The organism is Sedimentitalea xiamensis (assembly GCF_030164465.1).
Classification (GTDB): domain Bacteria; phylum Pseudomonadota; class Alphaproteobacteria; order Rhodobacterales; family Rhodobacteraceae; genus Sedimentitalea; species Sedimentitalea xiamensis.
Genome location: NZ_JASNJE010000021.1, coordinates 43,949 through 67,607 on the forward strand (window position 1 = coordinate 43,949; position 23,659 = coordinate 67,607).

The 23,659-nt window shown below is 62.6% G+C and carries 17 protein-coding genes and 2 pseudogenes; 11 read left to right on the forward strand and 8 right to left on the reverse strand.

Translation table 11 applies throughout. The features are described from left to right. The first annotated feature begins 157 nt into the window (after positions 1-157). Complete coding sequence (gene glf, locus QO034_RS15745; RefSeq protein ID WP_284486487.1) at positions 158-1,306, forward strand: UDP-galactopyranose mutase; 1,149 nt, start codon at positions 158-160, stop codon at positions 1,304-1,306. Here the strand turns inward: glf and QO034_RS15750 are convergent. After that, the gene (locus QO034_RS15750) at positions 1,301-2,848 is read right to left on the reverse strand and encodes a hypothetical protein (RefSeq protein ID WP_284486488.1); all 1,548 of its coding nucleotides are present in this window, start codon (positions 2,846-2,848) and stop codon (positions 1,301-1,303) included. The genes glf and QO034_RS15750 overlap by 6 nt on opposite strands. Continuing rightward, complete coding sequence (locus tag QO034_RS15755) at positions 2,835-4,304, reverse strand: class I adenylate-forming enzyme family protein (protein WP_284486489.1); 1,470 nt, start codon at positions 4,302-4,304, stop codon at positions 2,835-2,837. The genes QO034_RS15750 and QO034_RS15755 overlap by 14 nt, the downstream gene beginning before the upstream one ends. 142 nt (positions 4,305-4,446) lie before the next feature. On the opposite strand from QO034_RS15755, the gene gmd reads away from it, so the two are divergent. Both gmd and QO034_RS15765 read left to right on the forward strand, forming a co-directional pair. Then, positions 4,447-5,565, forward strand: a complete 1,119-nt coding sequence (gmd, locus tag QO034_RS15760; protein WP_284486513.1) for a GDP-mannose 4,6-dehydratase — start codon at positions 4,447-4,449, stop codon at positions 5,563-5,565. An 83-nt stretch (positions 5,566-5,648) separates the two neighbouring features. Further along, on the forward strand, positions 5,649-5,837 hold the full coding sequence (locus QO034_RS15765; RefSeq protein WP_284486490.1) for a hypothetical protein: 189 nt from the start codon (positions 5,649-5,651) through the stop codon (positions 5,835-5,837). Between the two features lie 81 nt (positions 5,838-5,918). Here the strand turns inward: QO034_RS15765 and QO034_RS15770 are convergent. Beyond that, a pseudogene (locus QO034_RS15770) lies at positions 5,919-6,717 on the reverse strand (IS5 family transposase). Positions 6,718-7,192: 475 nt separating this feature from the next. Here QO034_RS15770 and QO034_RS15775 point away from each other — a divergent pair. Continuing rightward, positions 7,193-7,411 (forward strand): annotated as a pseudogene (locus QO034_RS15775) (transposase); the annotation flags it as partial. A 39-nt stretch (positions 7,412-7,450) separates the two neighbouring features. On the opposite strand, the gene QO034_RS15780 reads toward QO034_RS15775, so the two are convergent. From QO034_RS15780 to QO034_RS15795, 4 genes are all read right to left on the reverse strand, one after another. After that, complete coding sequence (locus QO034_RS15780) at positions 7,451-8,611, reverse strand: polysaccharide pyruvyl transferase family protein (protein WP_284486491.1); 1,161 nt, start codon at positions 8,609-8,611, stop codon at positions 7,451-7,453. 100 nt (positions 8,612-8,711) lie between these two features. Continuing rightward, on the reverse strand, positions 8,712-9,833 hold the full coding sequence (locus QO034_RS15785) for a Coenzyme F420 hydrogenase/dehydrogenase, beta subunit C-terminal domain (RefSeq protein ID WP_284486492.1): 1,122 nt from the start codon (positions 9,831-9,833) through the stop codon (positions 8,712-8,714). Between the two features lie 267 nt (positions 9,834-10,100). Then, positions 10,101-13,373: a LamG-like jellyroll fold domain-containing protein gene (locus QO034_RS15790; RefSeq protein ID WP_284486493.1), complete on the reverse strand. Its 3,273-nt coding sequence runs from the start codon at positions 13,371-13,373 to the stop codon at positions 10,101-10,103. A 192-nt stretch (positions 13,374-13,565) separates the two neighbouring features. After that, positions 13,566-13,763 (reverse strand): hypothetical protein, encoded by a 198-nt coding sequence (locus tag QO034_RS15795; protein WP_284486494.1) that lies wholly within the window; start codon positions 13,761-13,763, stop codon positions 13,566-13,568. Positions 13,764-13,923: 160 nt separating this feature from the next. On the opposite strand from QO034_RS15795, the gene QO034_RS15800 reads away from it, so the two are divergent. The 3 genes from QO034_RS15800 (at position 13,924) to QO034_RS15810 (ending at position 16,695) form a co-directional block, all read left to right on the forward strand. After that, positions 13,924-14,832 (forward strand): glycosyltransferase family 2 protein, encoded by a 909-nt coding sequence (locus tag QO034_RS15800; RefSeq protein ID WP_284486495.1) that lies wholly within the window; start codon positions 13,924-13,926, stop codon positions 14,830-14,832. Beyond that, entirely contained in the window at positions 14,829-16,100 is a 1,272-nt protein-coding gene (locus QO034_RS15805) for a glycosyltransferase family 4 protein (RefSeq protein ID WP_284486496.1), read from the forward strand. The genes QO034_RS15800 and QO034_RS15805 overlap by 4 nt, the downstream gene beginning before the upstream one ends. Positions 16,101-16,353: 253 nt before the next feature. Next, on the forward strand, positions 16,354-16,695 hold the full coding sequence (locus QO034_RS15810; RefSeq protein ID WP_407696777.1) for a transposase: 342 nt from the start codon (positions 16,354-16,356) through the stop codon (positions 16,693-16,695). 231 nt (positions 16,696-16,926) lie between these two features. Here QO034_RS15810 and QO034_RS15815 read toward each other — a convergent pair whose 3' ends face one another. Then, the gene (locus QO034_RS15815) at positions 16,927-18,417 is read right to left on the reverse strand and encodes a lipopolysaccharide biosynthesis protein (protein ID WP_284486497.1); all 1,491 of its coding nucleotides are present in this window, start codon (positions 18,415-18,417) and stop codon (positions 16,927-16,929) included. A 252-nt stretch (positions 18,418-18,669) separates the two neighbouring features. Here QO034_RS15815 and QO034_RS15820 point away from each other — a divergent pair, with 252 nt between their 5' ends. Genes QO034_RS15820 through QO034_RS15835 form a run of 4 tightly spaced genes read left to right on the forward strand, consistent with a single transcriptional unit; the run spans position 18,670 to position 23,565 of the window. Further along, positions 18,670-18,888 (forward strand): hypothetical protein, encoded by a 219-nt coding sequence (locus tag QO034_RS15820; protein ID WP_284486498.1) that lies wholly within the window; start codon positions 18,670-18,672, stop codon positions 18,886-18,888. Continuing rightward, on the forward strand, positions 18,885-19,109 hold the full coding sequence (locus QO034_RS15825; protein ID WP_284486499.1) for a phage upper tail fiber protein: 225 nt from the start codon (positions 18,885-18,887) through the stop codon (positions 19,107-19,109). The genes QO034_RS15820 and QO034_RS15825 overlap by 4 nt, the downstream gene beginning before the upstream one ends. Further along, positions 19,109-20,854: a hypothetical protein gene (locus tag QO034_RS15830; RefSeq protein ID WP_284486500.1), complete on the forward strand. Its 1,746-nt coding sequence runs from the start codon at positions 19,109-19,111 to the stop codon at positions 20,852-20,854. The genes QO034_RS15825 and QO034_RS15830 overlap by 1 nt, the downstream gene beginning before the upstream one ends. Continuing rightward, positions 20,854-23,565, forward strand: coding sequence for a right-handed parallel beta-helix repeat-containing protein (locus tag QO034_RS15835; RefSeq protein WP_284486501.1), 2,712 nt, complete (start codon positions 20,854-20,856; stop codon positions 23,563-23,565). Before QO034_RS15830 ends, QO034_RS15835 begins: the two co-directional genes overlap by 1 nt. The last annotated feature ends 94 nt before the right edge of the window (positions 23,566-23,659 follow it).

Genomic DNA, 23,659 nt, shown 5'->3' on the forward strand with positions numbered 1-23,659 from the left:
TTGCCGAAATACTCCGGGGGAGTCCGCCGCAGGCGGGCGGGGGCAGCGCCCCCTTCTTGCCGGCCGTGCCCCTCCCGCGCATTGCAAGGTGGTTTGTGATCCGGCGAGAGGCGGGCTAAAGCTGGCGGCGGCACATCCAGGGAAGGAAGCGGTTGTCATGAGTATTCTCCTTGTCGGGGCGGGCCTGTCGGGCGCGGTCATCGGGCGGCGCCTGGCGGAGGCGGGCGAGACCGTCACCATCGTCGACAGCCGCAGCCATGTGGGCGGCAACTGCCACACCGAGCGGGACGCCGAGACTGGGGTTCTGGTGCATGTCTACGGGCCGCATATCTTCCACACCGACGATGCCGAGGTCTGGGACTATGTGAACGCGTTCGAAACCTTCCGGCCCTACAGGAACCGGGTCAAGGCCACGACCGGGGGCGCGGTCTATTCGCTGCCCGTGAACCTGCACACGATCAACCAGTTCTTCGGCAAGACCCTGCGGCCGGACGAGGCGCGCGCCTTCATCATGACGGAACAGGCCGACACCACGATCGAAGATCCGCAGACCTTCGAGGAACAGGCGCTGCGCTTCGTCGGCAAGGATCTCTACGAGGCCTTCTTCAAGGGCTACACGCAGAAGCAATGGGGCTGTCACCCCTCCGAGCTGCCGGCCAGCATCCTCAAGCGCCTGCCGGTGCGGTTCAACTATGACGACAACTATTTCTTTCACAGGTTCCAGGGAATGCCGGAACACGGCTATACCGCGATGATCGAACGCATTCTCGATCACCCCGGCATCGCCGTGCATCTGGACACGGTGTTCGACCGGTCCCAGGGCGCGGACCACGACCACGTGTTCTATTCCGGCCCGCTGGACGGGTATTTCGATTACGAACTGGGGCGGCTCGGGTACCGGACGCTGGATTTCGAACGGTTCACCCATGACGGCGATTACCAGGGCTGTGCGGTGATGAACTATGGCGAGGAAAACGTGCCGTTCACGCGCATCACCGAACACAAACATTTCGCCCCCTGGGAAGATCACCGGGGCTCGGTCTGCTACCGCGAGTTCTCCCGCGCCTGCGGGGCGGAGGACATCCCCTATTATCCGATCCGCCAGGTGGCGGAAAAGGCGCTGCTGGGCGATTACGTCAGGCTGGCCGGGGCGGCAGAGGGCGTCACCTTCGTCGGCCGGCTCGGCACCTACCGTTATCTCGACATGGACGTGACCATCCGCGAGGCGCTGGACGCCGCGCGCGGCTTTCTGGACTGCCGCGCGGCGGGGGCGCCGGTCCCGGCCTTCTTCGCCGCGCCGCTATAGCAGGTCGATCAGCCAGCCCGGCTGGGCGACGTTGCGCGGGTCCCGCAGCGCTGCGGCGCGGGCGCGGGTCAGCAGCATCTCGTACCAGAGCGCATCCGCCTCCGGCCCGTCTTCGGCGGGCACCGGCCAGGGCGTCAGGCCGGAGCGGATCCGGCCCGCCGCCCAGGTGCATTCGAGGACGAAGGCCGCGGCCCCGGTCTTGCGCGCCACCGACCAGAGCGGCGGCGGCAGCAGGGCGCGGACCCCGTGGGCGGGCAGGTCGACCGGGCGGGCGCCGGCTCCGGGCGTGTCGATGGCGACCAGGGCGGCGCCGCCGGCGCGCAGCTGGCCGATCAGCCCGCGCCGCAGGGCCGATGCCGGCGGCTGCGGCAGGGCGCCTGTCACGGTCAGCGGCGCGGGCGCGTCGATGAACAGCGGCGCGAGATGCGATTCCGGCCCCCAGGCCCAGCCCCCGGCGATGACCCGGATGTCCAGCTTCGCCCGTTGCATCTGGATCAGCAGGGCGGGAATGAAGGAATGATGCGCGGCGGCCAGGAGAACCGGCTGCCCGGCCTCCGCGCAGGCGCGCACGGCGGACCAGTCCAGCGGGTCGATATCGGCGGCGAATTCGTCGAAATGGACCCTGGAATGGGCGAAGAGGTCGCGCAGCCGGTGCTGGTGGCGCCGCCCGTCATGCGCCTGTCCGATCCAGTCCCCGACCCGGTCCGGCGGCAGGTCCAGCCAGGCCGCGAACCTGCGCAGCCGGTCCGCCGCACCGGCGGCGGGCGGTCCCTCCGCTCCGGGAACATCGCGATAGGAGGCGGGGGCGCGGTCCCGTTCCAGCACGCCCGTCCGGTCCCAGATCAGCCGGTCCGTCCGCGCGTCGGCGATGTCGCAGAGCCGCCGGCGCAGCTGGAAGAGCGTTTGCGGGTCGCTGAACAGGGGCAGGGCGGCGGCGACCCCGGCCAGCAGCGCCTGCACCGGGCTGTCCGGGTCCGCCGGGTCGAGATCGGCGCGGGCGCGCCGGATCGCGGCCAGCAGCAGGGCGTCGGTCTCCGCTCCCGGCCGGGGCAGGACCCTGGCGATCTCATCGCCCCCCGCGCCGGCCAGCAGCAGGGCGCGCAGGGCCAGCGCCTGCGCCGCGTCGGTCGGGACCCGTGCGGCGAGCCGCGCCGCCGTGGCGAACTGCCCGGCCTGCAGCTGGTCCCGGGCTAGGGTCAGGATCAGCCGCGGGTCGATACCGGCATCCGGGTCCGCCGGGGCCGCATCGACCAGCGCGGTGGCCTCGGTGCGCCGGCCAAGCGCGATCAGGAGCCGCAGCCGCAGCGCGTCGGTGCCCGGCGCCGGGCGGCCCCGGTCCAGTTCCGCCAGCGCCTCGGCGGGGCGGTCGAGGCGATGCAGCAGGCGCGCCCTCTCGCGGCGCGCGAAACCCGCGGGCAGCCGGTCGCGCGATCCGTCTAGCAGGGCCAGCGCCGTCGCCGGATCGCCGTCCTCGCGCAGGGTCCGGATCCTGGCCCGGATCCCGCCGGGGTCCTCATCGGGGGTCGGGTCAGGCGCGGTCATCGGGGGTTCGGGTCTTCAGGGCGGTCTTCCTGATCTTGCCGGATCCGGTCATCGGCATGGAGTCGATGAACTGCACCGCGCGGGGGCATTTGGCGGGCCGGATCTGGGTCTTGGCCCAGCGGATCAGCGCGCTTTCGCTCAGGCTGCTGTCCGGGGTCCGGACCACGAAGGCCACCGGGATTTCCCCGAAGTCGCGGTGCGGGCGGCCCACCAGCGCGGCCCGCATCACCTCGGGGTGGCGTTCCAGGGCCTGTTCCACCTCGACCGGGTAGATCGTGTGGCCGCCGGTCAGGATGACCTCCTTGGCGCGGCCCACCAGCACCGTGCCGCCGTCGGGGGTGCGATAGCCGAGATCGCCGGTGCGATACCAGCCGTCCGGACCGATCAGCGGTTCGATCCTGCCCTGCCGCCAGTACCCGGTCGTTACCTGCGGCCCCGCCACCGCCAGTTCGCCGATCTCGCCCTCCGCCGCCGGCTGCCCGTCGGGGCCGAGGATCGCGGCGGCGAGGCCGGGCGCGGGCCAGCCGACCGCCCCGTCGGGCTGGCCCGCGCGGTCGCGCAGGATCAGCCCCGGAATGAGTTCGGTCATGGCAAAGACCACCGACAGGGCGCAGCCGAACCGGGTGGTGATCCGGTCGGCGAGATCGGTCATCACCGGGTTGCCGCCCAGCACCATGTGGCGCAGGTCCGGGAACGGATCGGGGGTGTCGCGGGTGGCGGAGAGCATCATCGACGCCAGCAGCGGCACCCCCAGCATCACCGATACCCGCGCCTTCTGCAGTGTGGCCACCACCCGCGCCGGGTCCGCCCGGCCGACCACCGCCAGCCCGGCGCCGCTGGCCTGGGCGCAGATCGCCAGCACGACGCCGATGGGGGAATTCAGTTCCAAGGGCAGCAGCAGCACGTCGCGGGCCGTCAGGTCCAGCACCAGCACGGGAAACTCCCGGCCGATGCGCAAGAGGTCGGCATGGCTGAACACCACGCCCTTGGGGGCGCCGGTGGTGCCCGAGGTATAGAGGATCACCGCCGGCGCCGCCGGATCGGGGGGCGGGGCGGCGATTCCGGCGGCCGCTTCGGCCCAGTCGCCAGTGTCCAGGAGGGCGACCCCGCCGGGGAGGTCGGCCGCGGCGGACGGCGTGTCGCGGACCAGGGCGACGGCGCCGCTGTCGGCCAGGATATGGCGCAGTTCCGGCTCCGGGGTGGTGGAATGCACCGGCACCAGCACGAGATCGGTGCCGAGCGCGCCATAGAATGCCGCCAGCGCCGCGACCTGGTCCCGCAGCTGCAAAACGACGCGCGATCCGGGGGGAAATCCGTAGCCCGCCAGCCCGGCGCGCAGGGCCGCGACGCGCTGTGCCATCCGGTCGGCGGAGATCACGGCGTCGACCGTCGTCACCTGCGGGAAGCTGTCCGGGGCTGTGCCGGCCGGGGGTTGCGGATTGGAGGCGTCGTTCATTCCGGGGATCCTCGCGGCTGTGTCCGGATGCTTGTTAGCGGAGTTGCCTGCCCGATGGCCAGCCCTCTCGCGGTGGCGCGCGGCTTGCAGTGCGCCCGGTTCTCGTTGAAAAGAGACGGGCACGCAAATGATCGGAGCAGACATGACCCGCAAGGCGCTTATCACCGGTGTGACCGGGCAGGACGGATCCTACCTGGCGGAGTTCCTTCTGGAGAAGGGCTACGAGGTGCACGGGATCAAGCGCCGCGCCTCGCTGTTCAACACCCAGCGGATCGATCACATCTACCAGGACCCGCATGTGGATCACGCAAGGTTCCAGCTGCATTACGGCGATCTCACGGACAGTTCCAACCTGACCCGGATCATTCAGGATGTGCGCCCGGACGAGGTCTATAACCTGGGCGCGCAGTCCCATGTGGCGGTGAGTTTCGAGGCGCCGGAATATACCGCCGACGTGGACGCGATCGGCACCCTGCGCCTGCTCGAGGCGATCCGCTTCCTCGGGCTGGAGAAGACCACGCGCTTCTACCAGGCCTCGACATCCGAATTATACGGCCTCGTGCAGGAGATCCCGCAGACCGAAACCACGCCGTTCCACCCGCGCAGCCCCTACGCGGTGGCCAAGATGTATGCCTACTGGATCACGGTGAACTACCGCGAGGCCTATGGCATGTATGCCTGCAACGGCATCCTCTTCAACCACGAGAGCCCGCGCCGGGGCGAGACCTTCGTCACCCGCAAGATCACGCGGGGGCTCGCGAATATCGCCCAGGGGCTCGAGGACTGTCTCTACATGGGCAATATCGACGCGCTGCGCGACTGGGGCCATGCGAAGGACTATGTGCGGATGCAGTGGATGATGCTGCAGCAGGAGGCGCCCGAGGATTTCGTCATCGCCACGGGGGTGCAGTATTCGGTGCGTGACTTCGTGACCTGGACGGCCGCCGAACTGGGCGTGACGCTGCGCTTTGAAGGGCAGGGGGTCGAGGAGGTCGCGGTCGTGGAGAGCGTCACCGGCGATGCCGCACCGGCGCTGAAACCCGGCGACGTGGTGCTGCGGATCGATCCGCGCTATTTCCGCCCCGCCGAGGTCGAAACCCTGCTGGGCGATCCGGCCAAGGCCAAGGCCCGGCTGGGCTGGGTGCCGGAAATCACCGCGCAACAGATGTGCGCCGAGATGGTGGCCGAAGATCTCAGGACCGCCCGCCGCCACGCGCTCTTGCGCGAACACGGCATGGAAATGCCGGTCAGCCACGAGTGAACCCGCCCGATGTGTGCCGAAGGTACCGGGCATCGCCAGACCGGCGCCACGGGCTGGGTACGTCGCTCAGAGCGAAGACATGCGTGAGCGCCCGCGCGCGGATTGACGAAATTCAAATCGCTTACTGGAAGCCGCGCTCCTTGCTGCCTGTCGTCGAAGATCAAGAGTTCGACAATGAGGATGATCTTGGCGACGCCCGATCGAACGTCATCACATTCACCGATGAAAACCTGACCAAAGTAATGCGGTCGATTCGTGCAGGAATTGGATAGGTAATCGCGCTGCTCTTGGGTTGTGAGTGTTCCTGATGCTGGCAGCATAAAGGCAAGGTGGCTATGCTCTAGGGTCAGGACTCATAGCCAGTAAATGACGAGTGCAGCAAGAGCGATGGCTGATAGGAACACCTTCGGACGGCGGTCGTATCGGGTTGCCACTCGCCGCCAATCCTTGAGCCTGCCGAACATGATCTCGATCCTGTTGCGTCGCTTGTATCGGCGCTTGTCGTACTTCACAGTCTTCTTGCGCTGTTTTCGACCGGGGATGCAGGCGCGTATCCCTTTGTCTTTCAATGCTTCCCTGAACCAATCGGCGTCATAGCCGCGATCCCCGAGCAGCCAGTCCACGTCCGGCAGGCTGCTCAGCAATGCTCGTGCGCCGATGTAATCGCTGACCTGACCGGCGGTGACGAACAGGTTCAGGGGCCGGCCTTCGCTGTCGCAGATGGCATGCAGCTTGGCCCCTCTCGGGACATTGCTGCGCAATGCCCTGCCGGTCAGTGGTTCATGCCGCCTTTGGTGCGGCCGATCAGGCGTCCACGCCCCCCTTTTTCACGCCCATGCTGGTCGCTGTTCGGTGGACCTTCAGATACGTTGCGTCGATCATCACAGTCGTCTTTTCGCCGTGCTCGGCGGCCAGGCCGGCCATCATCCGGGCGAACACGCCCTTGTCGCTCCATCGTTTCCAGCGGTTGTAGAGCGTCTTGTGTGGGCCGTATGCAATCGGCGCGTCGCGCCACCTTAAGCCATTACGATTGATGAAGATAATCCCACTCAACACACGCCGGTCATCAACTCGGGGTTTGCCATGGGACTTCGGAAAGAAGGGCTCAAGACGCGCCATCTGCGCATCGGTCAGCCAGAAAAGATCAGACATGTTCACCGCTCTGTTTTCGAGCCATGAATCACCCTGCAAAACGGAAATCAATGGGTCCTGACCCTACCAAGCTCTTCACCTCAAACGACTTTCTGATCTTGATCTCCCGTGCACAGCCCGTCTAAATCCGCCTATGTTAGAAACGGCCTGAGAGGAGTCCGAGGCGATCCACGGTTGGCACCGCCAAAGGTTATGCCGGCGACGGATCACAGGCTACACAGGTTATCAAATTTTTGCCCAGGGGATGCCGGAATTCGGCGAATCCCGTCTGTGTGGAGCGGATACGCTTTCTATGCTGGCCTCGAACAGGTAGAGTTTCGGCGGAACACTGGCGCGTCATGCACAACAAAGTTAGGCGACGAACTGTGGCGATCCCTGAAGATTGAGGCGAAGCGAACTTTCATGAAAGACGTTCTGGAGGCACCGACATGACGACCAACCCGTATGAATCCCTTCCGGCGAACCGGTTCTGGAAATCCGCAAGATCATCTACACGACCAACGCCATCGAGAGCCTGAACCGCGTGATCCGAAAATCGATCAAGACGCGCGGCTCCTTCCCGACCGATGACGCCGCGACCAAGTTGATCTACCTGGCCATCTGAAACTTTGAGAAGGACGGCCGGAATGTTCGGGAATGGTTTGCAGCCCGCAATCAGTTCGCCATAATGTTCGGCGAGCGCTTCGACGCTTGAGTATCCCAAACCGCATGGGCCGGACCGGATACACAAAGTTCAGTACACTCCCACCAGAAGCTTTTCCAAGGCGATCTCATACCTGTCCAGCCGCGATAGGCCGGTTGCGAGCGCCCCCGCCATTTGCTGCGTCAGCAAATCTCGTGCATCGTAGGCTTTGAAAACCCGCATCAGTATCTCTTCGGCGCTGTTTGTCGTGCAATCGACCGTCCAGTCATAGCCCAATGATCCGAATAGCCCCTCGAATTTCCGGCTGTAGGCCATCGGCACGACCGGCACGCCCGACGAGAACGCGGCGATGCAGGCATGCATCCGGGCGCCCATGAAGAAATCCAGCCCTGCGATGTAGCTTTTTGCCTCGGAAGGCGTCTGGAAGGGTGGCGCGACCACGACCCTCGGAAAGTCCTTGGCCAGATCGAGACAGGCCTGGTAATCGTCCTCCACGCCGCCGCGCTTTTGTGGCACGACATGCCCCACCAGGTGCATTTCGCAGCCTTCCGGATGCGCCTGGAACCGCTTGATAATATCGCGGATCAGGGCAGGGTAGTCGATCTTGAGGCCGAACATGTTCTTGCCAGTATATCCTCCACCCATCAGCAGTCCGGAGACATTGAGACCCACCTTGGGGCCCGTCCCGGTTTCGGGCGCAGCGGGCGCGTCATAGGGCAGGCGCAAAGCCACGTCCGACGCCTCGACGATCTCCTGTCGGATCCCCATCTCGCGCAGGAACGCGGCCGATTTGTCGTCGCGGGTCGCAATGATCGCACAGCGACGGATCGATCCCGAGGCCAGGCGTCGCCACAGAGGTTTTGCAAAGGGGCCAACGGTCTGTGGGGCCATGACCAGCGGTCGCCGTGCCAGATGGACCAGGTATTTCTGCAGCAGGATCTGGAAGATCCTGCGATCCCCGTAGATATCCGCAAAGCTATCACCGCCGGAAATGTCGATCACCACGTCGTTTTCCCGAATCGCCGAAAAGAAATCCAGCGGTCGGCGCATGGGGCGGACGAAACGCTCGGACACATCCTCCCCAGTCACGCAGCAGGCTTGGCCGCCCTTTCCGATCAGCAGGGTTATCCGGATGTCCATATCCAGACGCGCGGCAATGCGCCTGATCGTTTCGGCATCCGATACGGTCAGGGCCCCGACACCCAGATTGGGGTTGCGGGTATCGTGGCCGATAAGGGCAACCTTGAGCATGGGGGTAACCTTGAAATTTCCATCGGGGTCGGCGTCGGTGTTCGCTAGCATTTCTTACCGTGGAGAAAAAAGAGAAAGGTCGCGGTCCGCATGGATATTGTCATAAGCGCCCCGTCAATCCGCGCCGGATCACACCGAAAAAGTTCTTCAATGTCGAAGAGAGCGTGTTCCTTTTGGCGGCTGACAGGACATGAAGTCCGCGATAACGGGGTATGGGGCGTCCGAGCAGGCGTAATCCGAGCAGGCGCGCAAGGAGCGCTTGGCGGCGCCCTGACTGACCGGGTTGGATGGCGGCCAGTTCGGAAGGGTCGAAAGGTTGTGTTTCCAGGTGCCCAGTGGCAACGGCGTCCGCCAGAATCGCGCTCCCCCGGTCTGTCCGCGCAACGATCAAGCTGATCCCATCGTGCTCTTCAAACAGCGGATACCCTTTCTCATCGCTGTGCCATGCGTCGGCGAACACAAGGTCGGCTGCCGTTCCGGTTCCATCCGCACAGATCTTGCAACGCAGTTGTACATGCTTACTCAGGATGCCGCCCCAACTTTCGGCATAGGTCATGGACCGTTCTGAGCCGTCCTTCAGACGTGCGGTTGCCCGGCCCGGCCACCCATTTCCGCGGTAACGGAAGGATGTTGTGGCCGCCATGTCCGTTCCGAGCCCTGTCAGAATTTCCTCGGCACCGGTCTGGGAGGGAACTCCCGCGCAGAAAAAAGACAGGACGACCGGGAACCGGTCGTTCACGCGCGGATCTTCCTTGGCGAGCGCCCGCAATGCGGCCACATCACAAGGTTTTCCGACAAAGGCGAACCGGCGGTGATCGTTCAACTGGTCGGCCAGTTCGGCCAGAGGCGTCGAAGGCGCATAGCGAGACCCCGCAGCCCGGGTCACGTCCTCCACACTTGTCGATATGACGGTGGCATTGGCCACAGGCACTTGGCTGGACGCTGCGGTCTGAATGACCGCATCAATGGCCTTGGCTTGCAGGAGGTGAACCAAGACGGCTGAAAGCGCCCCACCCGATGATGCTGCATGGCGAAGTTCGGTTCCGGTGGAGAACCCGGTTTGCAGCGAAAGATAGGGGCCCCAGAGAACATCGTCGGTGCGGGTGCCTGACTCCACGGCCTGTCCGAGTCCGGGACAGATCCGGCTGATCAGCGCATCCTCCTCGGACGTGAGCGCCCCTGTTTGATGCGGCCGAAGGTAGCCGGGAGGGTCCAGGACCATCTCGACCTTTCCCGGAGAAGCAAGGGCACAGCCGCCGCATCCCGCACAGAGATTACCGCGGATCACGCGTTTGAGTGAGGGGGCCATTTCCGGGTTTGGGAGGGGAGGGCTCATGAGGAAATTTTACAGGATAAAGGGGTTCCCTAAAGATAAGGCGCAAAAAAATAAAGCGCTTTCCGGCGGCAGGATTGGATTTCTGCACCGGCTGTTGCGCGGCTTCCTCCAGCCGGCCAGCGCGGCTGGAGGAAGCCGCCGCGCTAGTCCGTCTCAGAGCAGGGTAAGGGCTGGAGTCAGGTTGGAGAGATCCATGTAATCCTCTAGCGTCAGCGTGTTGCCAATGCCGAAATCAAAGACCGTATCGCCGGAGACGACGCGGGCAAATTCCATGACCTCAGCTGTGCTCAGCCTGTTGCCGCCCCAGATTGAAGAGTTGGTCCAAAGCGTGTCGAGACTGTCGAAATCAGTGATCACGTCGGCGCCGCCATCCGCGTAGATGAAGGTGTCAGCACCGCCGCCACCGGTCAGGTTTGCGATACCCTCCAGCAGATCCCCCTGCGCCGCGCCGGTATTGGCTGACGTATCCGCCAGATCGACCGTGAGGTCACGGGTCTCCGTCGCATAGGACATGGTTATCGAGTCGACGGATACGGTTCCGTCGTCCAGCGAGAGTTGTGTGCCGTCTCCGGCATCTGCGATTTCAGCGACCTGTTCTGCGGAGAGGGCGCCGTTGAGGATGTGGACGTCGTCGATGTAGTATTGCGCGGCGTTGCCGGCATTCCCGAGGATCAGGTCATGGCCGTTGACGGTGTATTGCCGGAACCCGTCGAGCCCCTCGGTGCGGTAGACCTCGGTCCCGTCCAGGTAGAGAAGCGCCTCGCCGTCCGGGGCCGAGTAGGTCAGGGTCAGGTTGTGCCAGTCGGTGTCGGCGAGATCCTGGCCCGGCAGCTTGATCCAGTCGGTGCGCTTCTCGCCGGTGTCGGTGTCGTAACTGCCGACGAAGCCCCAGATGCTGGAACTGCTGACATCGAGGCGGAAGCCGCCGACCAGGCTGATCAGGGTGGCCGATCCGGCCGTGGCGTCGCCATGCTTGAAATCCAGCGTCACGCTGTAGCTGTCATTGTTGCGCAGGCTGTCGTCGACTTGGTATTCCACCGGGCGGCTGGCATCGAAGACCGCGCGGCCGGCGACGGTGGTCAGCGGGTCGCCGGCCAGGAGCTCATGGGCGTTGACGACCGCGCTCCCGTCCGCAACCCCGGCGGCCGCGTCCAGCGACAGGGCCAGCTCGGCGGCGGGCAGGGGCACCGGGTCGGGCGGGGTGATCCCTCCGTCACCGCCGGATCCGTCGGGTTCGTCCGGGTCGGGGGTCGGCTCGGGATCGGGCCGGGTGACCGCATCCCCCGACAACACCTCCCCGATGGATTTTCCGCCGGCGATTTCAGCGACCTGTTCTGCGGAGAGGGCGCCGTTGAGGATGTGGACGTCGTCGATGTAGTATTGCGCGGCGTTGCCGGCATTCCCGAGGATCAGGTCATGGCCGTTGACGGTGTATTGCCGGAACCCGTCGAGCCCCTCGGTGCGGTAGACCTCGGTCCCGTCCAGGTAGAGAAGCGCCTCGCCGTCCGGGGCCGAGTAGGTCAGGGTCAGGTTGTGCCAGTCGGTGTCGGCGAGATCCTGGCCCGGCAGCTTGATCCAGTCGGTGCGCTTCTCGCCGGTGTCGGTGTCGTAACTGCCGACGAAGCCCCAGATGCTGGAACTGCTGACATCGAGGCGGAAGCCGCCGACCAGGCTGATCAGGGTGGCCGATCCGGCCGTGGCGTCGCCATGCATGAAGTCCAGCGTCACGCTGTAGCTGTCATTGTTGCGCAGGCTGTCGTCGACTTGGTATTCCACCGGGCGGCTGGCATCGAAAACCGCGCGGCCCGAGATCGTGGTCAGCGGGTCGCCGGCCAGGAGCTCATGGGCGTTGACGACCGCGCTCCCGTCCGCAACCCCGGCGGCCGCGTCCAGCGACAGGGCGATCGGGCTGCGAACGTCAAAGGTGCGGGCCAGATCCACCGTCTGGCCGGTTGTCAATGCGATCTTGACCGTCACCTCCGTCAGTCCCACTGTGCCAAAGACATGGCTGGGGGCCGCATCGTGTGAAGTGGTGCCATCGCCGAAGTCCCATAGGTAGGTGGCGCGGGTCAGATCTGCCTGACCGTTCGGTCCGATCACCAGCGGAACTTCGAAAACATGAGTAAGGCTTTCCAGTCCGTCGCCGGATTGGCCCGCGATTATTCCGATTCCCGTGGCGCTGCTCTGTGGCAGCCATGTGATAGAGGCGCCCAGACCGGGGATGTCGATTGAGCTTCCAGGAATGACCTGAAGATCTTCCAGATCCACATGAGAATCGAAAGGGTTGGAGAAGAGATCGCCCAGATAATTGTCGAGGCTCGAATCCAGCCTTTGGACGATCACCGTCCCGCTTTCGACGATATTTCCGCCTTCACCCATATAGTCTGTAGGGGCGCTGACCACATTGTTCGAAATATCAAGGTCGTGGGAATTCTGTCGTACGATGATCGCCACACCGCCAAATTCATTGTCGGCCGGTACAAGCGTGTTGTTCTTGATCTCGCCATGAGTGACATATTCCAGCCGGATCCCCTGAGTGTCTCCGTTATGGATCAGGTTGTTCTCGATCAGGACATTTTTATAGCCGAGGCCGTAACTGTTATCGTCAAGGTAGATGCCCAGGATTGCGGCACCGCTTCCCTGCAGCATCACGTTGTCGGTGATGACATAATTTTCCTGGGCTCCATCCTGGATACCAGGGCGTGGGAAAAAATGGATGAAATCGGCGTGATCGAGGTCGTACCCTTCGACGAAGCGAGGGGTGATATCATACATTTTGTTACCGGTGATGATGACGTTATCGACATTACCGCCGCCGATGGGGGAGGAGCGCAGATCGTGAATCTCGTTGTTCTCGATGGTCAATCCATCGACGCCGTTCGCCCTTATTCCCTTGGTCAGCAGGGAAATGTCACTGTCCTTGACTGTCACATTCTTGCTGTAGTCGATCTTGATATGCCCGCCCGAAGGTAGCCCGATTACCTTCCCCGACGGACTCGGGGTGGACACGTCATCATAGGCCACGCCGATCTCGGATATCTCGCCGGTGATACGTGAATTCTGAACCGTGATGTTCTCGGCGTGATCGATCCGGATCGGGTAAGTAGCCGAATCGGGAATATTCTCCAGATCGGTCCGGCCCAGAGCCTGAGGACCAAAGCTTTCGATCTCGAACCGGATGTCGAGATTGTCGAAGATAAGATTCGAGGTGTAGTCGACGAAAATCCCCATCACCACGGCCGGGTCGCCCGGATCCTGCGAGGTGATGGTCACCGGCCGGTCCGGGTCATTGATCAGATTGGACGTCTTGGGTGAGATCTGGGTCCAGTCATAGGTGCCTGGCGCCAGGGCAATCGTGTCGCCGGCGGCCATCTGTTTGAGCGCGGCCTTGAATTCGGCGGTGTTCCGTACCTGTATCAGCGCCATTTAGCATCTCCTTGTTCTTATGTTGGCAGCTCGTCGGAGGCGACATGTCTAGACCTTTCAACTACAGGTAAAGTTAACTTCTTATGAACCTGCGGAAATCCGCCGAGCGCGGGCCAGCATTTTGATTCAGGGCGGGTTTGCCGCGGCGAAACCACGCTCATCATGGCCCGGAGGTCTGAACAGGGGGAAATTTCAGTCGGCGCCGACCTCGAAAACCAGCCGGAGGGGCGCGGGCGGTGCGGCAGCCATGACTCCGGGATGAGCAGACATGATCGCAGTGCTGGCGAGCAGTTTCAGAACTTTCCGCCGCGACGGTGTGGTCGGGGCAACGTTTTCTTTACGGGGGGATGCCACCTTGAAGGCTTCATCCTTCTGCCCATGGTATTTCATCCCGAAACCTTGTTAGTTGCGCCCATGAAACCTATCGTCCTTCCAGCCTGTCAGGCAACCACTACTCTAAAGAGAGGTTCCGGCGGATCGGGAATGCGGTTGTTCTCAGCGGCCCGGTATTGGCGTGGCCGATCCGCAGTTTGATCACAGGCTGACCCGCATGGACCTTTCGATCCTCATCATCAGCTGGAACACGCTGGACATGACACGGGCCTGCCTGGCTTCGGTTTTCGAGGGATTGGGGGGGCTGTCGGCCGAGGTGATCGTTGTCGACAACGCTTCCGATGATGGCACCGTGGTGATGATCGAGGCCGAATTTCCGCAGGTCCGCCTGATCCGCAACGACCGCAATCGCGGCTTTGCGGCGGCCAACAACCAGGCTATCGCGGAAGCCTCCGGGCGGCATGTGCTGCTGCTCAATTCCGACACGCTGGTGCGGGGCGACGTGCTGCCTGCCTCGGTGGCCTTCCTGGATGCGCATCCCGATGTGGGCGCGATGGGCTGCAAGGTGCTCAACATCGACGGATCGGTGCAGGAGAACAACTTCGATTTTCCGACCCTGTCGCGCATGGTCGCGGGGATTGTCGGGCTGCGCAAGCTGGGGCTGCACCGGCCCGACCCGGAGCGCGAGACCGATGTCGACGTGGTGGCGGGGTGCTACATGCTGGTGCGCAGCGCGGTGATCGACCGGATCGGCGGTCTGGACGAGGCGTTTTTCTTTTTCGGGGAGGAGACGGACTGGTGCCGCCGGATGCGCGATGCACGCTGGCGCGTGGTCTATGCGCCGGTGGGCGAGATCACCCATCACGGCGGCGGGTCGGTAAAGCGGTTGAACCACCGCCGCGACGTGATGCTGTCGGAGGCGACGATCCGGCTGCAACGCAAGTATAATGGCTGGGCGGGCGGGGCCGTCGCCTTTGTCCTGATCTTTGCCTTCAATGCCAGCCGGGCTCTGTTCTGGTCCCTGCTGACGCCGGTCCTGCGCAGCGACCGGGCACGCGGGCGGGCGGCGCATTTCCGCAGCGTGGTGGCAATGACACCGGCCACCTGGCCGGGACCGGCGCAATGACGGATCCGGAAGCGCGTCTGAAGGTGGCGCTGCTGTCGCCCGGGTTCGACGGCACCGATGTCGGCGAGGCCTTCGTTGCCTTCAAATGGGCCGAGGCATTGGCGCGCGAGGTCGATCTGACGGTATTGGCCTTGCAACGCGAAGGCCGCCCGCCTCTGGCCGAGCAGTTGCCGGCTGCGCGGGTGGTAACCTGGCGCGAGCCTTCCGTATTGCTGCGCGCCGAGCGGCTGAACGCGATGCTGAAACCGGCATGGCCGCTGCTGTTCTCAAAGGTGCGGCGCTGGATGCGGGCGGCGGCGGCCAGGGGCGAGACCTTCGACATCGCCCACCAGATCATGCCCCTGCCACCGCGTTATCCCAGTCCCTTTCGGGAATTGGGGCTGCCGTATGTCCTGGGGCCGGTGGGCGGGGCGCTGCCGACACCCGCAGGGTTCCGGGACGAGATCGGGGCAGGGGCCTGGTATACCCGGCTGCGCCGTCTGGATGCCGCCCGGCTGGCGCGCGATCCGTGGCTGCGCGCCAGTTTCTCCCAGGCTGATCTGGTGCTGGGCGTGGCGCCTTATGTGGCCGATATTCTCGCCCCGGTGCCGTTGAAACGGTTCGAGGTGGAACTGGAGCTTGGCATCGATCCGGTCGCGGCAACTGATCTGCCCCCCCGCGCGGCCGACCCTCGCCCCCTGCGGCTCTTGCATGTGGGGCGCGGCGTGCGCAGCAAGGGTCTGCGCGATGTGGTGCGGGCTCTGGCGCAGTTGCGTGATCTCGATCTGCACCTGACATCGGCCGGTGGCGGCCCCGAGATCGAAGCCGCCCGCGCGGAGGCGCTCAGCCTGGGCGTCGCGGAACGCATCACCTTCGAAGGGCAGGTTCCGCGGGCGCGCGTCGATGCGCTCTATGCCCAGGCAGACATCTTCGTTTTCCCTTCCTTCCGGGAGCCGACAGGCGGAGTGTTCTACGAGGCGATGCTGGCCGGTCTGCCGATCGTCACTGCCGCCTATGGCGGTCCCGATTTCATCGTGACCGATGCCTGCGGGCTGCGCCTGCCGGTGACCACGCCTGACGCATTGGCAAGCAGCGTGGCCGGCGCCATCCGCACACTGCATGACGATCCGGCCCGGCGTCTGGCCATGGGCCGGGCAGCCCGAAAAGAGGTTCTGGAGAAAGGCCCCTGGCCACGCAAGGCCGCGCGCCTGGTCTCGCTCTACCGTGACGTCCTCGGGCGGGAAGGTCCAGCGCAGGGGCAGGGCCGGATCACAAGGGGTCCGACGTAAGGCCGCGTGCTGCTTGCTGCCATCTCCCGCTGAGCAAAGTCTCTGGCGCAGCCGTCGTCACACGCGATGCTGTCCGAAGATCCGCGTCATCGCAAACACGACTGTGTTCACTGGCATCTAGGGTTCGCACTCAATTAGAGGATTTCCATTGGGGTCTTGATCTGATTCACTTCTGCCAGAAGCAGGCAGGAGATTTTCATGGCAAGGAACCTCTATTGGCTCAGCGACGAAGAATGGGCGTCGATCCAGCCGCATTTGCCGACAGGTCGTCGCGGGGCGCGGCGGATGGACGACCAAGGTTCATGCTCTGACCGACGAGGCGGGGAGGCCCATTGCGCTTTGCCTGACGCCGGGCCAGGCACATGACTTGACCGGCATTGCCGAGCTTTTGACGCGCATCCCGACCCCGCGCCGCCCGCTCGCGGACCGCGCCTATGACGCGCGGCGCCTGGCCATCCCATGCTCTACAGCGAGATCGATCAACCCCCGTCCCGTCGGGACTGCATTCCCCGCTTCAGGCGCGGGAACTCAGATCAGGCAGTGGCCTCCTCTGTCCATTGATAGTCGGTTCCATTTTTCCAGAGCGTCAGCATAAGCACGGCGATCTTTCGGGCAGTCGCGACTGCCGCTTTGCGGAACCCGCGCCGCCATGCTCTCGAAATCACAGTATGCCAAGGATCGGCTACGCGGTGCGCGCACCGCCTTGGACCATGTCGCCCCTCTTATGGACAGCCCGGTTGGGGAGGCCTCGGCGCGTTATCTTGAGGCCCGCGTGAAGCTTGGGCTCGAGACCTGAGGTCTCTATGTCCTGTTCGGAAACCCAGGCTCAGGCTCGACGCAAAGCTGGCATGAGCCGCGCCAGAAGGAAATGCTCGAACCCTCTGGGGCGCCCGGACAGAATCCAGAGTCCCAGGTGGCACAGAACATAAATCACAACGCCTGTCGCAATCTTGGCGCCGAGGCCGATCAAGAGAGGCGCGGCGGCAGGGATCAGCACTACCTGATCCAGCCAGATCACACCACAGGCCATCAGTACGCAGGCCACGATACTTCGATAGGGCGTCAACAGCAGGCGGGCACTTGTAACACCGGCAAGCGGCGCTGCGATCACCAGTGACAGCATGCCTTGCATCAACATGCCAGCCGCTCTGCCGCAGGCGGCGCCGGGCAGTCCCGCCCAAATGATGCCTGCAAGGATCAGGGGCAACTGAATAACGGCCACCGTGACGTTGCGGGCGAACATGGCCCGGGTCCGACCATCAGCCATCACGATCGATTGCGCGGCATGGCTGACGCAGGCAAAGCCAGCTGCCGGTGCGAGGATCTGGATCACTGGAACCGCCCCCATCCAGTTCGCGCCCAAAACCAGCCGGACCACTTCGGGGGCCGCCAGGCCGAGGCCTACGCCGATCGGCAGCATCAGGCCCAGTGAAACCTCTATGGCATCGAGAAAAGCCAGCCGCATTCGGGTTCGGTCGTGGGCGACGGCCGAGAGGCCGGGATAGATCGCCCGGCTCAGTGGCATGGCGAGATAATCCGAGGCCATACGAACCATTTCGGCGGCCAGATTGTAGATCCCGACCGAGGCGGAACCAAGCCGCATCGCGATCAGCGTTACATCCGAAAAGTTGATGGCATATCCCGCGAGCCCGGTGCCGCTGAGCCAGCCGCCGAAGGCCAGGAATGCGCGTGCGTGGGCAAAGCTGAGACGGGGGTGATAGGGAGCAAAGACATAGCTGAGCGTAATATGCGCCAGTGTGAAAGCCAGAAAACCCAGAACCAACGCCCAGTAGCTGTGCCACAATAGCGCCAGGCCGATCGAAACCACGTATTGTGCCAGCTTTGCGGTCCAGTCCAAAATCACGGCGGGGCGCATGTCGATATTTCGCTCAAACCGGGCGAAAACCGGGCTTTGCAGCCCCTCCAGCAAAAGCGCGAGTGCCATGACGCGCAGCACCGGTTCAATTTCGGGCGTTGCCATGACCTGTGCGAGCAGACCGGCTCCGAGAAACAGCCCGCAGGCGGTCACAAGGCCCCAGATCAGGGTCAGGGTAAAGGCGGTATCGTAATGGCTACGGTCAACCTCGGGCAGGCGGATCAGCGCAAGGTGAAACTGCCGGCTCATCAGCGTACGGCAGAGGCCGATGAAGATCATCGCAGTGGCCACAATCCCGAAATCATGGGGCAGAAGCAGCCGGGCCAGTATGGCAATCGCCAGAAAGCCCAGCAAGCGGGAGCCTAGCGAGCCGCCCAGGGAGACCAGTGCCCCGCGTACCACATGGCCTGCGGAGAGATCCGCGCGGCGGGTTTCGATCATCTTGTCACGCCCTTCCTGCTGAGCGGGCACCCAGTTGACGCCGAGAGACCCTTCCCGGCTGAGGTTTCATACCCTGTCATCAATCGCCGTACCAGCCGTCGCGCTTCCAGAAGGTTGACGAGCGGTTACAGCCTCGAACGGCCTGATTCCGATATCGTAAACCCCTAGCCTCAGTATCTCTCGGGCAATTGCTGAAAATGGAGGCCGCAATGAAATTCAGAGACTATCCGGAGCACGAGACGAGCAATCCCCATGTCTGAGACGACAATTGGCGGGGTTTTCGATGCCGTGGCGCTGGCCGGTGTTACAGGCCTTGAATGGATTTTGCGAACAGGAAACTGGAATGATGGCGGTATCTGGGACGATACCGCCACTTGGACAGACAAGACTGCACCTTGGATCATGCTAGGCGGCCTCTGGAATGACGCTGGATCTTGGGACGATACGAGCAACTGGAAGGATGCGGCATGACGATTTTTTCTGATGCGGAAAGCGGCGCGAGTGTCCGCGAGAAGATCAACGCGGCCATTACGGTGGTGGATAGTCTCGGATCCGGTGACAACTTGCTGATGACGGCGGCCGAAAAGTCAAAACTGGCAGCGACGTCACCATTCGTGATTGTAACGCAAGCGGAATATGACGCGCTGACACCTGATACAGATACGGTTTATCTGATCACGGATGCGGGCTGATGGTCGTGTTTCTTAGCTCCACAGAGATCAATCGGGTTTATGTCGGATCGACCGAGGTCAAGAAAGCGTTTCTTGGCGCGACGCCTGTTTTCGACAAGACTGTTGTTCTCCCATCGGTTCCTTTGAACACAGCCTCCCCCAGCATTTCCGGAAGCACGGCCATTCCCGCCACGCTCTCAGTGGAAACAGGGACATGGACCGGTTATCCGACCCCGATTTATACCTATCAATGGCAGCGGAACGGTACGACTATTTCCGGTGCAACGGCTGCCACCTATGACACCGTGGCGGATGACGATGGCGCAAAGATTACCTGCATTGTGACCGCGACGAACAGCGAAGGCAGTGTGACGGCGGACTCAAACGCGCTGACCGTCAGCATTGCGCCCGCGACGAGCGGTTTGACCTGGCCCGCCACCGTTCTGACTGCACATGTGGGTTGGGATGCGGCCATATCCGCCGTCGAATGGCGCGATGATAGTGGCCAGGGGAACCATATGGCCCTGGTGGGGGCTCCCGTCGTGGTTCAGGATGGGGCGGCGCGCGCCGTTCGCTTCGATGGGTCTTCGCAATATGGCGCATTTGCGGCGAACGCGTACCAAAAGACGGATGGCAGGTTCAATCCGGTCAATATCGCGGTTACGGCCAAATTTCCGCGTAGTCGGCGCAATAAGGCGCTGATCGGTGATGCCGGGACCAACGGGCATATCATTATTTCCGACAGTAACAGCACTGCGGCGGTTGTGAACAATGTTGACAGCGTTGGCAGCATCAGCATCGGCGACCCGACCGAAGCCAATGGTCTGTCCGGCGCGACGGCCATCGTGGATGGTGTGGATGACAGTATAACGATCTCTGCCTTGCAGACCCCTGATCGCTATCAGACGATCATCATCCGTCAGGCTGTTCTGGGTCCCAAATGGACAATCCCACATCTTTTCGAACGTAGGGGATCGCGCCGGTGGAATGCGTCCGCCGTCGCGGTGACGGTCTGGTCCGGCACTGATCTGCAGGATGAAATCGATATTGTCGGCAACCACTGGAAAGCGACGGAAGGAGATGTTGAGGTCCAAACCCCAGCTCCAGCTGAGGTTCCGCTGGTCACAGGCACGGACAACACCCGGATCATGGAATACAGCGCCACTCAGGTCATTCCCTTGCCCGAAGGAACAGTGGCAGGGCAGCCCGTTCTCGCCGCGCTTTATGTTCATGGCTCCGAGACCTCCGTAAGCGCCCCGCCGGGGTGGCGATTGGTCGAGCGGGTCAATGCGTCCAGTAATACATGGATGGATGTCTTTTCGGGGTTGGCTGTGGACGGACAGACGAGTGTTGCCCTGACGCTGGGCGCTATGCGCGACGCCAGCGGGACTTCTCTGGCGCTAGCATCCGGCGTGGTCGGGAAAAGCGCGTTTAGTTCAGCCCCCCCCGGAAGCGTTATCGATCCGCCGGAAGTCGTCATTGATGCGCATGGAACCGCACTGACATTCATTGTCTTCAGCGGTAAAAATGTAAGCTACGTGTCGAGCAAAGAGGCTGGGCTTGTGCATGATCCCGCGAATAAGACCTTTGCAAAGATGGGGTTGGTCACCTGGATCGAGGGTGAGGCTGGGCCGACGAGCACCGAGATTAGTTACTCTGATTACCCCTACTATGCTGTCGGGGCGATTACGGTGGGAATGGAAGCGGCAGCCTCGGCCGATATGACGCCGGACGTCATCTCCGAATTCGAGGTAGGAGCACCCTAATGACCTATTACAGTGAGAAAACCGGCACAACCTTGCTGACTGCCGTTCCCGGGGCAACTGCGGTGACGCGGATCAATGGTATGGTGCCGCTGGCCTGGCCCACAGTTCTGTGGTTTGGCGACCATGCTCTGCAGATTGCTCAGAACGGGGAACTGACCCTTGTCCATGACGGCCCGTTGTCGCAGAACCCGACCTTCGGGGAGCGTATTGAAACAGGAAGCTTTTCCTTCCACCTGACCGATGGTGCTACGGAAACGGGAGCGCAGACTGCGACAGTGGTATTGAACGGGGTCGCGGTTCCGCCGACATCGGTGCGGATCAGGCCGGAAACGGTTACTGAAGATGCCGCCCCTGGCACGGTTCTGGGAACGCTCGAAGCAGTGGCGACGGCTCCTGTCTCCTTTGTTCTGGAAGCCTCCAGCCTACCCGCCGAGATCGTCGGCAATGAATTACGGAGCACCGCGCCGATACCGGCCGGCAAGCATTCCGCGACCATCCGGGCGATCAATGCCGAGGGATCCCTATCCGAGGTTGTAAGCCTGCCTGCCCCCTCGAACATCTATCGCGGCCAACATCCGGCCACGGACACGAAGTATGCAGGTCCGATGGGCGGCGAGGCGGAATTTCTCAGCCCTCGTGGAAATGTCCTGCATCCAACAGGTTCGGGCGTTTACCGCTATGTTGATGGAACTGTGCCGTTGTCTGGCGATGGGCTTTCACCCGCCACGGCCTACAAAACGATCACGGAGGCCGTCACGGTGGCACGGGCGGGGGATTCGATCCTTGTTGCCCCCGGCTTTTACCCAGAGCAGGTCGGAACAACAGTTTCCGGGAGCCCATTCGGACTTGCCCAGAAAGGAACGGAAACCGACCGGGTTAAGCTATGCCGCCGCGGAACCGGGAAAGTCGAAATCACCGCGACCGATGCACTTTCCGGATGGTCAGAGTGTGTGAGTGGTGACGCTGGCGGTAACTCGAACTGGGAATCCCTGTGGAAGGTGAATGTCCCGGCCAGCCATCCCATTCCGCTCGATGCCTGCGTGCTGCAGCAATCAGGTGAACCGGCCTTCCTTCGAGTATCCGGACACGGGTATGATGCAACCGAAGAAATGTTCTCCCGGCAGAACAAGGACTTCTACTGGACCGCAGCGAACGGTGGGGTCTCGGGCGTGACCAAGAATGCGAATGGCATAGACACGTCAACGACTGGTCTTACAGGTGCAGAGCTGAATGGGGAAACGGTTGAACTTACCAGCGCTACGGTTTTTGGATCGTATTCGGCGGGCGATCTGGATGATGCCATTGCAGCCTTCCAGGTCATGCCGGGGAATAGCTCCGCAAAAGCGCCTGTAACGTCGCATAACGGGTCCACCATAATCTTCGATTACACCGGGTACAAAAACTCAAAATCCGCATATGGCTACGGCGATGGGGTTGCCTTGATCAATGTCCCGAAGGACATCAGCGCCCCGGGGCAGTGGGCTTACAAGAAGGAAGGAGATGGATCCTTCACCATCTACTTCTGGCCCTACGACGATAGCAGGATGGATGAAATCCGCCTGACCTCCCGTACGACCGTCATGAACTTCGGCAGAGCCGAATACTGGACATTCTATGGGATCGATGGATCGTGCCCAGGAGGTAAGGGTAGTCGAGATGGGCGGGTGTTCTGGTCGAACGAGTACGCAAGTACGGACAGGCACGGCTTGATTTTCGAAGAATGCAAGGCGTCGCAGTTTGGCTCCGGTGGTCCGGGGCTGGGAATCGACATGAGTCGCACTCCTGATTGCCGTGTGCTGAATTGCACAGTCGATTATGGCTTCGGTGGGCGGGGAATGACGATATCACGCAGCCCGAACAGTTGGGGCGATCAGTGCCTGATCAAACGCCAATCGTTTACCGGAATGAAGCTTTCCGCCGGTGAAACGACCGTGTTCAGTTATTCCAAGATCAGCGACATTCGGTCAACTCATGGCAATGGCATGTCAATCTATCAAGGGGCCGAGAACATCGTTGTTTGGGGAAACATCATTGATATGACCGGCGGTGGCATTGGCATGACTAACCAGGAAAGCGCGAATCTCTGGATCGGCATGAACCTTGTCATCTCCTCCGAAGCAGAATTGCAACACCGCGGGATCGAGAACAACGGAACGCGCCCTCCCAACTACTATGGCAGCGGCGAAGTCTTCAGCGGAGATATCGTATATCTGAACAATTCCGTAGCACCATGGCCAACAGCTACTGGCGGGGAAGCAAAGGTAAACGGACTTGTTACAGGGAAAACCACGAATGCCAAGCATAGCGCTTGCAACAATGTGGCCTTCGGAGGGCCGATCGATCCGGAAAACGACGGATACTATCCGCAGCCCATTGAACTTGAATGGCCGGGCGGAAGTGGGAATGTATATTTCTCTTCGGTTGGCCGTTACGAGGACAACGTGGTCATTCGCCAAGGGGTCCTGCAAAGTGCGTTCTTCGGGTCCGGCAACAATTCTCGGGTCGTCGATCCGAAAGATGTGTTCACGGACTTCAGCGCAGGCAATTACCTGCCGAAGCCCGACGGGCCGCTGGATGGGCCGGGAGGGGATCACTCCGATCTTCTGCCGAGCGGAACGTGGATCGATTGGTTCGACTTCAATCGCGACCTCGAAGGACGGCCCTTCGATTGGGGCATGAACCCGCCGAGAGGGGCGCTTCTGGCATCGTGATCCGTTCTAGTCACCATCTGGCAGACCTGGCAGCGGGTTTCCAATCGAAGCTGTCCCGCCATGCTTCATATGCCACCAGGAGCAGCTGTTATCG

Excerpts from the sequence above, each read along its gene's own strand:
- glf (WP_284486487.1), top strand. The coding sequence starts at position 158 with ATGAGTATTCTCCTTGTCGGGGCGGGCCTGTCGGGCGCGGTCATCGGG.
- QO034_RS15750 (WP_284486488.1), bottom strand. The coding sequence starts at position 2,848 with ATGACCGCGCCTGACCCGACCCCCGATGAGGACCCCGGCGGGATCCGG.
- QO034_RS15755 (WP_284486489.1), bottom strand. The coding sequence starts at position 4,304 with ATGAACGACGCCTCCAATCCGCAACCCCCGGCCGGCACAGCCCCGGAC.
- gmd (WP_284486513.1), top strand. The coding sequence starts at position 4,447 with ATGACCCGCAAGGCGCTTATCACCGGTGTGACCGGGCAGGACGGATCC.
- QO034_RS15780 (WP_284486491.1), bottom strand. The coding sequence starts at position 8,611 with ATGCTCAAGGTTGCCCTTATCGGCCACGATACCCGCAACCCCAATCTG.
- QO034_RS15785 (WP_284486492.1), bottom strand. The coding sequence starts at position 9,833 with ATGGTCCTGGACCCTCCCGGCTACCTTCGGCCGCATCAAACAGGGGCG.
- QO034_RS15790 (WP_284486493.1), bottom strand. The coding sequence starts at position 13,373 with ATGGCGCTGATACAGGTACGGAACACCGCCGAATTCAAGGCCGCGCTC.
- QO034_RS15795 (WP_284486494.1), bottom strand. The coding sequence starts at position 13,763 with ATGAAATACCATGGGCAGAAGGATGAAGCCTTCAAGGTGGCATCCCCC.
- QO034_RS15800 (WP_284486495.1), top strand. The coding sequence starts at position 13,924 with ATGGACCTTTCGATCCTCATCATCAGCTGGAACACGCTGGACATGACA.
- QO034_RS15805 (WP_284486496.1), top strand. The coding sequence starts at position 14,829 with ATGACGGATCCGGAAGCGCGTCTGAAGGTGGCGCTGCTGTCGCCCGGG.
- QO034_RS15815 (WP_284486497.1), bottom strand. The coding sequence starts at position 18,417 with ATGATCGAAACCCGCCGCGCGGATCTCTCCGCAGGCCATGTGGTACGC.
- QO034_RS15820 (WP_284486498.1), top strand. The coding sequence starts at position 18,670 with ATGTCTGAGACGACAATTGGCGGGGTTTTCGATGCCGTGGCGCTGGCC.
- QO034_RS15825 (WP_284486499.1), top strand. The coding sequence starts at position 18,885 with ATGACGATTTTTTCTGATGCGGAAAGCGGCGCGAGTGTCCGCGAGAAG.
- QO034_RS15830 (WP_284486500.1), top strand. The coding sequence starts at position 19,109 with ATGGTCGTGTTTCTTAGCTCCACAGAGATCAATCGGGTTTATGTCGGA.
- QO034_RS15835 (WP_284486501.1), top strand. The coding sequence starts at position 20,854 with ATGACCTATTACAGTGAGAAAACCGGCACAACCTTGCTGACTGCCGTT.